Consider the following 11,145-nt stretch of genomic DNA (forward strand, 5'->3'; position numbering starts at 1 on the left):
TCCAGCCCGCCGTCGCTCCGTCGTCCACGACTCACGCTGGCGCGGACGCGGAGAGGTCCAGCGGCGCGGTGTGCGGGTGGCGGACGGTGCACCGGCCGGAGACCCGCTCCCCGCCGCGGTACCCGGTGTACGCCGGAGCCCGCCCCACCGGCCGGCCGGCCGGTAGCAGGCTGCGGTGCTCGAGGAAGTCGAACACCGCGAGGGGACGCGGCGAGACGTCGAGCGCGCGGAGGGAGTCGGCGACCGGGTGGTCGCCCAGCCGCAGCGCGCCGGCGTGCCGGCCGGCGCCGACCCGCATCCGCCCGGCCATGGGCACCACCGTCTCCAGCAGCTCGCCGTCCAGCGTCGTGTACATGACCGCCGGACGCCGGTCGGGGAGCGCCGGCCCGCGGCCGCGGACGGCGAGCTCGAGCACCGTCGTCCCGCCCTCGGCCACGGTGACCCGGCGGACGGGCCGCTCCTCGGTGAAGTCCATGTCGGCCACGAACTTCGGGAACCCCCACAGCGCCGCCCCGGCGTCCCGGGCCTCGGCGGTCGTGACCGGCAGGTGCAGCACGAACAGCGCCAGCCGCCGGCGCGCCAGCGGGAGCAGCGGGGGCGCCGGTCCGCGGGTGACCACGACGGCGACCGCGACCTCCCCGTACGGCGCGAGCCGGCCCTCCGGGGAGTCGCTGGTCAACACGACCGGGTACCGGAAGGCGGCCACCGACAGCAGCGCCCGCCCGTCGGCCCACCGCACCGGACGCAGCGCGTCCCCGGGGAGCGCGGCGGCGACGGCCCGGTAGGAGGCGGGGTGCACCGCGGCGAAGCAGGCGTTGCGGGGATAGCGCAGGGGCAGCGTCAGCGACCGGCCGCCCGCGCGCCCCTGCGGCGTCGGGTCCGCCCACGCATCCGGGTCGCGGTCTCGCACGGTGCCTCCCTCGGCCGGCCGGTCCCAGGCTCACCGCCGGCCGGCCCGCCGTCCAGGGGTGGTGCGTGTCGTCCCTGGGCGTGTCGCCCAGGGCACGGGCAGGCTCACCGCGAGTGGCCGCCGGACCCGGGGCGGCCGAGCCCGGCGAGGAGGCCGCCCGTGCCCGACACCGTCTTCTACGTCAGTGCCCACGCCGACGACGCCCTCCTGTTCCGCGGCGAGGGGTTGTTCACCGACCTGCACACACCGGAGGTCAAGACGGTGCAGGTGCTGCTGACCGCCGGGGACGCCGGGCGCACCGACGGCTGGTGGGAGACGCGGGAGACCGCCTGCCTGGAGGCCATGGCCGGGACGCTCACCCCGGGGCCGGTGACCTCCGCGCGGGTCACGGTCAACGGTCACCGGGTGCAGCGGCACACCGCTCCCACCTGGGTCGTGTACGCCCTCCGCCTGCCCGACGGTGGGCTCGACGGCAACGGCTTCCCCGCCACGGGGAACCGGTCCCTGACCAAGCTGCGCAACGGGGTGATCGGCTCCCTGCCGGCGGTGGACGGCTCCACCACCTACACCGGGTGGGGCGACGTGGTCGCCACCATCCGCGCGATCGTCACCGCCCAGCGCGGGACGACGGTGCGCCCGTGGGTCAACGCACCCGACCACGACCGCGGTGCCAGCCCCGGCGACCACCCCGACCACTGGGCCACCGGTGAGGCGGTGCGCGACTTCGCCGCCGCCGCGGGCCTCAACCGGCTGTGGTGGGTCTCCTACGACACCCGGAACCGCCCGCCGAACCTCGCCGGGTACGCCCTGGACATCAAGTGGTTCCCGTTCCGGCTGCACGGCTGGGCGACCGACGACCTGATGGGGATCGCGCCCAACATGGAGGAGTGGGCCTGGTGGGGTGACCGCAGCTACGCGAGGGAGGAGCACGCCGGCTGAGGCGTCCGCTCCGCGGCGGGCGCCGGCGCAGGTACCCCTGGACGGCGGTGGTGCCGTCGCGCGACCGCCGGCCGGGGGAGGACGCCAGCGGGCGGGGACCCCGGAGGGATCCCCGCCCGCTGCAGCCCGCCCCGACCCGGGGCCCACCCCGCGAGGACGCGGGTGTCGCTCAGCTCTTCGGTCGGGCCCCGGCGCGCAGGGCGCCGAGCAGGTCGTGGTTGAGCCGGGAGATCGTCTCCATCGAGATGCCCTTGGGGCAGGAGGCCGAGCACTCACCGATGTTCGTGCAGCCGCCGAAGCCCTCGCGGTCCTGCTGGGCGACCATGTTCACCACGCGGTCGTTGCGCTCGGGCTGCCCCTGCGGCAGCAGCCCGAGGTGGGTGACCTTGGCGGCGGTGAACAGCATCGACGAGGCGTTCGGGCAGGCCGCCACGCACGCGCCGCACCCGATGCAGGTGGCGGCGTCGAACGCGGCGTCGGCGTCCTTCTTCGGCACCGGCACGGAGTGGGCCTCCGGGGCGGTGCCGGTCGGGACGCTGATGTACCCGCCGGCCTGGATGATCCGGTCGAAGGCCCGCCGGTCGACGGCGAGGTCCTTGATGACCGGGAACGGGGTGGCCCGCCACGGCTCGATGTCGATCGTGTCGCCGTCCTTGAACGACCGCATGTGCAGCTGGCACGTGGTGGTCTGCTGCGGGCCGTGCGCCATGCCGTTGATCATGACGCCGCACATGCCGCAGATGCCCTCGCGGCAGTCGTGGTCGAAGGCCACCGGGTCGTCCCCGGACTGGATCAGCTGCTCGTTGAGCACGTCCAGCATCTCCAGGAACGACATGTCCGGGGAGATGTCGGCGACCTCGTAGGTCACCATCCGGCCCTTGTCGCGCGGGCCGTTCTGCCGCCAGATGCGCAGCTTCAGGGTCATGCCGCGCTTGTGGCCGGTCGCGTCGGTCGCGCCGACCGTCGAGTGCGCGCCCTCGTGGGTGACTGTCACTTGTAGCTCCGCTGGGCGAGGTGGACGTACTCGTACTCGAGGGCTTCGCGGTGCAGGACCGGCGGAGCGCCTTCCGGCGTCCACTCCCACGCGGCGACGTAGGCGAAGTTCTCGTCGTCGCGCAGCGCCTCACCCTCGGGGGTCTGGCTCTCGGCCCGGAAGTGGCCGCCGCAGCTCTCGTTGCGGTGGAGGGCGTCGATGCACATCAGCTCGGCGAGCTCGATGAAGTCGGCGACCCGCCCGGCGTGCTCCAGGGTCTGGTTGAACGCGCCCTCGGTCCCGGTCACCTTGAGGTTGGTCCAGAACTCCTGGCGGATCTCGGGGATCCTGTCGAGGGCCTTGCGCAGGCTCTCCTCGGAGCGCTCCATGCCGCACAGGTCCCACATGAGCCGGCCCAGCTCCCGGTGGAACGAGGCGGGGGTGCGGGTGCCGTTGATGCTGAGCAGCTTCTGCACCTGGGCCTGCACCCCCTGCAGCGCCTCGGCCGCGGCCGGGTGGCTGTCGTCGACCTTCTCGAACGGGCCGTCGGCGAGGTACTCGGTGATCGTCGAGGGCAGGACGAAGTAGCCGTCGGCCAGGCCCTGCATGAGGGCGCTCGCGCCGAGCCGGTTGGCGCCGTGGTCGGAGAAGTTGGCCTCACCGATCACGAACATGCCGGGGATCGTCGACTGCAGGTCGTAGTCGACCCACAGGCCACCCATCGTGTAGTGGACGGCCGGGTAGATCCGCATCGGCGTCTCGTACGGGTTCTCGCCCGTGATCTGGGCGTACATGTCGAAGAGGTTCCCGTACTTGGCCTCGACCGCCGGGCGGCCCATCCGCTGGATGGCCTCGGCGAAGTCGAGGTAGACGCCCAGCCCGCCGGGGCCCACACCGCGGCCCTCGTCACAGACGTTCTTGGCCTGCCGCGAGGCGATGTCGCGGGGGACCAGGTTGCCGAACGCGGGGTAGATCCGCTCGAGGTAGTAGTCGCGCTCGCCCTCGGGGATGTCCCGCGGGTCGCGGGTGTCGCCGCGCTCCTTGGGCACCCACACGCGGCCGTCGTTGCGCAGCGACTCGCTCATCAGCGTGAGCTTGGACTGGTAGTCGCCCTTGACCGGGATGCAGGTCGGGTGGATCTGCGTGTAGCAGGGGTTGGCGAAGTACGCGCCCCGCTTGTGCGCCCGCCAGATCGCCGTCGCGTTGGAGCCCTTGGCGTTGGTCGACAGGTAGAAGACGTTGCCGTAGCCGCCGCTGGCGAGCACGACCGCGTCGGCGAAGTGCGTGCTGATCTCGCCGGTGACCAGGTCGCGGGCGACGATGCCCCGGGCCCGGCCGTCGACGACGATCAGGTCGAGCATCTCGGTGCGCGCGTACTGCTCGACGCTGCCGGCCGCGATCTGCCGCTCCAGCGCCTGGTAGGCGCCGTAGAGCAGCTGCTGGCCCGTCTGGCCGCGGGCGTAGAACGTCCGCGACACCTGGGTGCCACCGAAGGAGCGGTTGTCGAGCAGGCCGCCGTACTCGCGGGCGAACGGCACGCCCTGGGCCACCGCCTGGTCGATGATGTTGACGCTCACCTCGGCGAGGCGGTGGACGTTGTTCTCGCGGGCGCGGAAGTCGCCGCCCTTGACGGTGTCGTAGAACAGCCGGTGCACGCTGTCGCCGTCGTTGCGGTAGTTCTTGGCGGCGTTGATGCCGCCCTGCGCGGCGACGCTGTGCGCGCGGCGCGGGCTGTCCTGGTACCAGAAGGACTTGACCTTGTAGCCGGCCTCGCCGAGCGTGGCGGCGGCCGAGCCACCGGCCAGGCCGGTGCCGACGACGATGATCGTCATCTTGCGGCGGTTGGCCGGGTTGACCAGACGACCGCGGAAGCGGCGGGTGCTCCAGCGCTCGCCGATCGGCACGTCCATGGGTGCCTTGGTGTCGGCGATCGGGTCGCCGACGGTGAAGAGGTCGAGAGGCATCGCGGAGGAGCTCCTCAGTCGATGATGTTGAACAGGACGGAGAACGGCACGAGCAGGAAGCCGAGCGTCAGCAGCGACGCGAAGGCGATCGCGAAGGCGTTGACCGTCCGCTCGCGCCGACGGTTGCTCTGGCCGAGCGTCTGGGTGGCGCTCCAGATGCCGTGTCGCAGGTGCATGCCCAGGAGGAGCAGGGCGATGACGTAGAAGGCGGTGACGAAGGGGTTGGAGAAGCCGGCGACCAGTCGGTCGTAGGGCGTGGTGCCGGTGCCGTCCGGGTTCACCGCCCCGACGGTGAGGTCGAGGATGTGGTAGATCACGAAGAAGAAGATGATCACGCCGCCCCAGCGCATGGTGCGCGAGGCGTAGCTCTGGGCCACGGCCTTCTTGGTGACGTAGCCGTGCGGCCGGGCCCGCTTGGCCTGGCGCCAGAGTGCGACGGCCGCCCAGATGTGGGCCACGACGGCGGCGAGCAGGACGACGCGGATGATCCAGAGCGTGGTCTGCGCCGGGACCGCGGGTTCACCGATGGTCCGGATCCACTCGGAGTAGTGGTTGAACGACTCGCGGCCGGCGAAGGCCTTGAGGTTCCCGATCATGTGGGCGACCAGGTACAGCACCAGGATGATGCCGCTGACCGCCATCACCACCTTCTTGAAGACCGAGCTGGTCTTCGCGGCCTTGGGGGTCCTGCGCTGGGCCGAGTCTGTCACCGTCACCACGGAGCCAACGCTAGGTCGTTGCCGTCTTGACGGCCAAGTTAACGCGTGGTGACACAGCTCTCGTAAGGGTTGCCTAACCGGGAGATCCCGCTAGGGTGCCAGCGCCGGCGGCCCCGAGGAGGGTTGTGCGGCACCCCGTCGGGGAGGAGCACCCCGTGCCTGGACCCACCCGCGGCTTCCTCGGCCGCCGCCGTGAACGTGACGCCCGCCTCCCACCCGGCCAGTACGACGCCGGCCGTGAGTGGCCGGTCCTGACCGCCGAGCCGACGCCGCGGATCTCCCCCGAGACGTGGAGCATCACCGTCGACGGGCGGGTCGAGACGCCGACGACCTGGAGCTGGGACGAGGCGCACCGGTTGCCGCGGTCGGAGTACCGCGGGGCCATCCACTGCGTCACGACGTGGTCGAAGTTCGACACCTGGTTCGCCGGCGTCAGCGTCGACACCCTGCTCGAGGCGGCACGGCCGACGTCCGACGCGCACTTCGTCATGGCGACGTCCAAGACCGGCTACACCACCAACCTGCCGCTGGAGGACGTCACCGGCGGCAGGGCCTGGGTGGTCTGGGAGTACGACGGCGGCCCGCTGCCGGTCGAGCACGGGGGGCCGGTGCGGTTGCTCGTGCCGCACCTGTACTTCTGGAAGAGCGCGAAGTGGATCAGCCGGCTCACCCTCATGCAGCGGGACCAGCCGGGCTTCTGGGAGCAGAACGGCTACCACGACCGCGGCGACCCCTGGCGCGAGCAGCGGTACCAGGGTGACTGAGCTCCTCGGGGCGGGGCTGCCCGGCGCACCCTCCGGCGGGTGGCGGACGGCGAGGGTCGTGGAGGTCGACCACCCCCTCCCGCGCTCGGTCCGGCTGCGGCTCGACGTCCACGACCGGATCGACCACGTGCCCGGCCAGCACTACGTCGTCCGGCTGACCGCGCCCGACGGCTACACCGCGCAGCGGTCGTACTCGGTCGCCTCGGCACCCGGGGACCCGCTGGTGGAGCTGTTCGTCGAGCGGCTCGAGGACGGCGAGGTCTCCACCTTCCTGGCCGACGTCGTGGAGCCCGGCGACGAGCTGGAGGTCCGCGGCCCGATCGGCGGCTGGTTCGTGTGGGAGGGCGAGAGCCCCGCACTCCTGGTCGGCGGCGGCACCGGCGTGGTGCCGTTCGTCGCGATGCTGCGCACCGCCCGGGCGCGGGGCCGCACCGACCTGCTGCGGGTGGCCGCCGCGACCCGCACCCTGGCTGCCCTGCCCTACGCCGAGGAGCTGGTCGACGCCGGCGCGCTGGTGGCGACCAGCCGGGAGGCGCACGGCATCCGGCCCGCCGGCCGGCTGACCGCCGCCGACCTGGTCCCGCTGTGGGAACCCGGGCAGACCGCCTACGTGTGCGGGTCGGCGTCCTTCGCGGAGGCGGCCAGCCAGCTGCTGGTGGACATGGGCATGCCGGCTCCCGACATCCGGGTGGAGCGGTTCGGCCCCAGCGGCTGAGCGAGGACCCCGCCCGTGCACGGCCGGCGGCGTGGGCAACCGGCCGGGGAGTGCGGCGTGGGGTCCGCCGCCGGGCGCGCGACCCGGGCCGGGGAGGTCGCGGCACCGTGGCGCCGCACCCGCGCAGGGGCGACCCGTGCCGCAGCGGGAGAATCGTCGTCATGCACTCCGAGGTCTCCCCGATCGCCGCCGTCGACGAGGAGCTCCGCGCCCGGCTGCTCTCCTGCTGGACCGATGTGAGCAACGCCGGGGGCGCCGTCGGCTTCGTGCCCCCGGTGACGGCCGAGGAGGTCGCGCCGGTCCTCGACGCGGTCATCGGCCGGGTGCACCAGGGCCGGGAGGTCGTCGCCCTGCTCCGGGTGGACGGCGAGGTCGCGGGGTTCGCCGTGCTGTCGCTGTCGCTGAGCCCCTTGCGCTCGCACTGGGCCACCGTGCTGCGGGTGCAGGTGCACCCGAGCCGGCAGGGCCACGGACTGGGGCGGGTGCTCATGACCGGTGTGCACGACATCGCCCGGGCGCGCGGCCTGGAGTTCCTGCACCTCACCGTGCGCGGCGGCACCGGCATCGAGGCCTTCTACAAGGGGCTCGGCTACCAGGAGTTCGGCCGGATGCCCGGGGCGATCCGGGTGGCGCCGGGGGACGACCGGGACGAGATCCACCTGACCTGCCGGCTCTGAGCCGCCTCAGGCCAGCGGGTCGCGGCCGCCGACCGTCCCCTCGGCCGACAGCAGCCCGAAGCGGGCGAAGAGCTCCTCGGCGTACCAGCCCTCCTGCGCCGTGCGCCGGACGACGGCGGCGTGCGGGGCGCGGTCGTAGGCGAAGGCGTTCAGCGCCGAGGTCGAGTCCCAGACGCTGACGGTGCCCTGCAGCCCCAGGGGCGCCTCGCCGATGCCCAGCGCGAACCGCAGGCCCGGGCTCTCGTGCAGGTCGGCCGACACCGGGGGCACCGCCCGCCAGAAGGTCAGCGCCTTGCCGGGGGTGAGCCGGGCGCGGGTGACCGCGGCCACCGGGCCGTCCCACCGCTGCGGCCACGGCCGCCCGAACGGCTCCTGGCCCGACCACCGGCCCCGGGCCGCCAGCGGCCGCAACCGGGCGGTCCACTGCTCGTCGGCGATCCGCCGCCACCGGGCGACGACCGGGCCGTCGTCGAAGGCGGTGGCGGCTCGGGCGTCGTCCCACACCGCCAGCAGCGCCCAGCGGCGCGGGTCGGCGTCCCGGACGGTGAAGGTGCGCCCGCTCCCGGTGCCCAGCAGCTTGGCGAACCGCAGGCCGGGCGCCCGGCGCAGCGGGCGGCGGTCGGCGGCCATCCGCAGCAGCGCCGCCGGCACGGCCCGGCCGGGGACCCCCCACACGTGCAGCGTCGCCAGGCGTCTGGTCGTCACGGGGCGATCCTCCCCGACGCACGTGTGCGGCTGCGCGGGTGCGGGGTACGGCCCGCCTGCCGCCCGCAGACCCGGGGCGAGGGTGGACGCGAGGAGAGCGGCGTGGCGCAGTCGGTGCGTGAGCAGCTGGGCGAGACCGACGCCCCGGCCGAGGACCAGGTGGTCCAGGCCTTCGACCGGATCGTCGACGAGGGAGCCCAGCGGCTGCACCGCTCCTGGCGGGAGGTCCTGACCACCGGCCTGGCCGGCGGGTTGGAGGTGGCCACGGGGGTGGTGGCGCTGCTGGCCGTCTACGCCGAGACCGGCAGCCACCTGCTGGCCGGCCTCGCGTTCAGCATCGGGTTCATCGCGCTCATGCTCGCCAAGAGCGAGCTGTTCACCGAGGGCTTCCTCGTGCCGGTCACCGCCGTGGTCGCCGGCCGGGCCGGTGTGGCACAGCTGGGCAAGCTGTGGGCCGGCACGCTCGTCGCCAACCTGGTGGGCGGGTGGCTGGTCATGTGGCTGGTGGTGCACGCCCTCCCCGGGCTCGGTGCCACGGCGATCGAGTCGGGGCGCACCTTCGTCGAGGCGCCGCTGGACCTGACCGCGGTCTGCCTGGCGCTGCTGGCCGGCGCCTTCATCACGCTGATGACCCGCATGCAGCACGGCGCCGACTCCGAGGCCGGCAAGCTCGCAGCCTCCGTCGCCGGGGCGTTCCTCCTCGCCGGCCTGGTGCTGTTCCACTCGATCCTGGACTCGCTGATCCTCTTCGGCGCCATCCACGCCGGAGCCCCCTACGGCTACGGCAACTGGCTGGCCTGGTTCTGGTACACGACGCTGCTCAACGTGGTCGGCGGTCTGGTCGTGGTCACCTTCCTGCGGCTGGTGCGCAGCAAGGAGCTGATCCAGCGGGAACGGGCCCAGGCCGGGGCCTGAGGACGCCACCCCGCCGAGCCTCCCGCGCGGGCGCCGTCCGGCTCGCCATGCTGTCGCACGTGATCGAGCTCGACGGCCTGACCAAGCAGTACCGCGACCGGGTCGCCGTCGACGATCTCACCGTCAGGATCCGGCCCGGCCGGGTCACCGGCTTCCTGGGCCCCAACGGGTCGGGGAAGACGACGACCATGCGCTGCGTGCTGGGGCTGACCCGCCCGACCGCCGGGTCCGCGACCGTGCTCGGCGTCCCCTACCGGCAGCTGGACCACCCGATGCGGCGGGTCGGCGCGCTCGTCGACCCCCGTGCCCGCCACCCGGGGCGCACCGCCCACCAGCACCTGGCGGTGCTCGCGCAGAGCAACGCGCTGCCGATGCGGCGGGTCGACGAGGTGGTGGAGCTGGTCGGGCTCGGCAGCGTGGCCCACGAACGGGTGCGTGGTTTCTCCCTCGGCATGGGCCAGCGCCTGGGCATCGCCGCGGCGCTGCTCGGTGACCCGGAGGTGCTGCTGCTCGACGAGCCGGTCAACGGCCTGGACCCGGAGGGCATCCGCTGGGTGCGCCAGCTGCTGCGGTCGCTGGCCGCGGAGGGCCGCACGGTGCTGGTCTCCAGCCACCTGATGAGCGAGATGGAGGACACCGCGGACCACCTCGTCGTCCTCGGCCGCGGCCGGCTGCTGGCCGACGTCTCGATCGCGGACCTGCTCGGCGCGCACGCCGCCGTCCGGGTGCGCAGCCCGGAGGCGCCGCTGCTGTCGGCGGCACTGCGCGATGCCGGCGCGCACGTCACGTTGGAGCTCGACGGCGCGCTGCGGGTGGAGGGAGTCGACCCCGCCCGGGTCGGGGACGTCGCCTTCGCCGCGCGGGTCCGGGTGCACGAGCTCACCCGGGTGGTCCTCTCCCTGGAGGCGGCCTACCTCGAGCTCACCGGTGAGGACGTCGAGTACCGGGCCGGTGCCCGGTGAGCGAGCACGCGAGCCCACGGGTGGGGCGTGTGCGGACCGGGGTGCCGGCGCGGGCGGTGCTGCGCAGCGAGTGGACCAAGCTGCGGTCGGTCCGCTCCACCTGGTGGTGCACATTCGTGTACCTGGTCGTCGTGGCCGCGTTCGGCTGGCTGGCCGCGGCGAGCACCCCGACGTCGGTGCGCCCCGACCTCGCGGTGGGCGTGGCGATGACCGGCTTCGGCTTCGGCCAGCTGGTGCTGGTGGTCCTCGGCGTGCTGGCGGTCTCGGCCGAGTTCGCGACCGGGTCGGCGCTGGTGTCGCTCACCGCCGTCCCGCGGCGGACCCGGCTGCTGGTGGCCAAGACCGTCGTCGTCGCGGGCTGGGCGGCGCTGCTCACGGCGGTGCTGGCCCTGGTCTGCTGGCTGGCCGCGCGCACGCTGACCGCCGTCCCGGGCGGGGTGCCGCTGGGGGACCCCGGAGTGCTGCGCGGGCTGGGGCTGCAGGTCGCCTCCGCCGTCCTCGTCACCGTGCTCGCGGTCGGCCTCGGGGCGGTGCTGCGCTCGACGGCCGGCGGCGTCGGGCTCGGGGTGGCCCTGGTGTCCGTGCTGCCGCCGGTCCTGGCGCTGGCCGGCGGGGAGCTGGCCTCGCGGGTGTCCCAGGGCCTGCCGGCGCTGCGGGTGGGGGAGGACGCGTTCCTCGCCGTCCCCACCGCCTGGCCGGTGGGCCTGGTCGTCTGCGGTGCGTGGGCGTTGGGGGCGTGGGCGATCGGCGCGGTGCTGCTGGAGCGCCGCGACGTCTAGCTGTTCTGCTCCGACAGGTTGGGCACGCGGCTGGCCGGCGGAAGACCGCCGAGTGCGGTGTGGGTGCGGTGATGGTTGTAGAGGTGCAGCCACCGGCGCAACGCCTTGGTGCGGGCGGCGTCT

The 11,145-nt window shown here is 73.9% G+C and carries 12 protein-coding genes and 1 pseudogene; 7 read left to right on the forward strand and 6 right to left on the reverse strand.

Annotation, left to right across the window (positions count from 1 at the left end):
* Nucleotides 1-31: 31 nt before the first annotated feature.
* Nucleotides 32-910: an acetoacetate decarboxylase family protein gene (locus ACI78V_RS15170; RefSeq protein ID WP_456852135.1), complete on the reverse strand. Its 879-nt coding sequence runs from the start codon at nt 908-910 to the stop codon at nt 32-34.
* Nucleotides 911-1,069: 159 nt separating this feature from the next.
* Here ACI78V_RS15170 and ACI78V_RS15175 point away from each other — a divergent pair, with 159 nt between their 5' ends.
* A complete protein-coding gene (locus ACI78V_RS15175; protein WP_456852137.1) occupies nt 1,070-1,849 on the forward strand; it encodes a PIG-L family deacetylase in 780 nt (259 codons plus the stop codon).
* 169 nt (nt 1,850-2,018) lie between these two features.
* On the opposite strand, the gene ACI78V_RS15180 is transcribed toward ACI78V_RS15175, so the two are convergent.
* From ACI78V_RS15180 to ACI78V_RS15190, 3 genes are read right to left on the reverse strand one after another with little or no spacing between them, the layout of a single operon-like run.
* Nucleotides 2,019-2,843: a succinate dehydrogenase/fumarate reductase iron-sulfur subunit gene (locus ACI78V_RS15180; RefSeq protein ID WP_456852139.1), complete on the reverse strand. Its 825-nt coding sequence runs from the start codon at nt 2,841-2,843 to the stop codon at nt 2,019-2,021.
* Nucleotides 2,840-4,786 (reverse strand): fumarate reductase/succinate dehydrogenase flavoprotein subunit, encoded by a 1,947-nt coding sequence (locus ACI78V_RS15185; RefSeq protein WP_456852141.1) that lies wholly within the window; start codon nt 4,784-4,786, stop codon nt 2,840-2,842. Before ACI78V_RS15185 ends, ACI78V_RS15180 begins: the two co-directional genes overlap by 4 nt.
* A 14-nt stretch (nt 4,787-4,800) precedes the next feature.
* Nucleotides 4,801-5,505, reverse strand: coding sequence for a succinate dehydrogenase cytochrome b subunit (locus tag ACI78V_RS15190; RefSeq protein WP_456852143.1), 705 nt, complete (start codon nt 5,503-5,505; stop codon nt 4,801-4,803).
* A gap of 155 nt (nt 5,506-5,660) precedes the next feature.
* On the opposite strand from ACI78V_RS15190, the gene ACI78V_RS15195 reads away from it, so the two are divergent.
* The 3 genes from ACI78V_RS15195 to ACI78V_RS15205 all read left to right on the forward strand — a co-directional run bounded on the left by ACI78V_RS15195 (nt 5,661) and on the right by ACI78V_RS15205 (nt 7,661).
* A complete protein-coding gene (locus tag ACI78V_RS15195) occupies nt 5,661-6,269 on the forward strand; it encodes a sulfite oxidase-like oxidoreductase (RefSeq protein WP_456852144.1) in 609 nt (202 codons plus the stop codon).
* Complete coding sequence (locus tag ACI78V_RS15200; protein ID WP_456852146.1) at nt 6,262-6,984, forward strand: FAD-binding oxidoreductase; 723 nt, start codon at nt 6,262-6,264, stop codon at nt 6,982-6,984. Before ACI78V_RS15195 ends, ACI78V_RS15200 begins: the two co-directional genes overlap by 8 nt.
* A gap of 161 nt (nt 6,985-7,145) precedes the next feature.
* Nucleotides 7,146-7,661 (forward strand): N-acetyltransferase family protein, encoded by a 516-nt coding sequence (locus tag ACI78V_RS15205; RefSeq protein WP_456852148.1) that lies wholly within the window; start codon nt 7,146-7,148, stop codon nt 7,659-7,661.
* 6 nt (nt 7,662-7,667) lie between these two features.
* Here ACI78V_RS15205 and ACI78V_RS15210 read toward each other — a convergent pair whose 3' ends face one another.
* Entirely contained in the window at nt 7,668-8,366 is a 699-nt protein-coding gene (locus ACI78V_RS15210) for a monooxygenase (RefSeq protein ID WP_456852150.1), read from the reverse strand.
* 102 nt (nt 8,367-8,468) lie between these two features.
* Between ACI78V_RS15210 and ACI78V_RS15215 the strand changes: the two genes are divergently transcribed.
* From ACI78V_RS15215 to ACI78V_RS15225, 3 genes are read left to right on the forward strand one after another with little or no spacing between them, the layout of a single operon-like run.
* On the forward strand, nt 8,469-9,281 hold the full coding sequence (locus ACI78V_RS15215) for a formate/nitrite transporter family protein (protein WP_456852152.1): 813 nt from the start codon (nt 8,469-8,471) through the stop codon (nt 9,279-9,281).
* Between the two features lie 59 nt (nt 9,282-9,340).
* Nucleotides 9,341-10,243, forward strand: coding sequence for an ABC transporter ATP-binding protein (locus tag ACI78V_RS15220; protein ID WP_456852154.1), 903 nt, complete (start codon nt 9,341-9,343; stop codon nt 10,241-10,243).
* 29 nt (nt 10,244-10,272) lie between these two features.
* The gene (locus ACI78V_RS15225; protein ID WP_456852156.1) at nt 10,273-11,022 is read left to right on the forward strand and encodes an ABC transporter permease; all 750 of its coding nucleotides are present in this window, start codon (nt 10,273-10,275) and stop codon (nt 11,020-11,022) included.
* Here the strand turns inward: ACI78V_RS15225 and ACI78V_RS15230 are convergent.
* Nucleotides 11,019-11,145 (reverse strand): annotated as a pseudogene (locus tag ACI78V_RS15230) (IS481 family transposase); the annotation flags it as partial. The gene ACI78V_RS15225 and the pseudogene ACI78V_RS15230 overlap by 4 nt on opposite strands.

The organism is Geodermatophilus sp. SYSU D00742 (assembly GCF_054049935.1).

What these genes read in the sequence shown, in the direction of transcription:
- ACI78V_RS15185 (WP_456852141.1), bottom strand. Translation starts at nt 4,786, where the DNA reads ATGCCTCTCGACCTCTTCACCGTCGGCGACCCGATCGCCGACACCAAG.
- ACI78V_RS15205 (WP_456852148.1), top strand. Translation starts at nt 7,146, where the DNA reads ATGCACTCCGAGGTCTCCCCGATCGCCGCCGTCGACGAGGAGCTCCGC.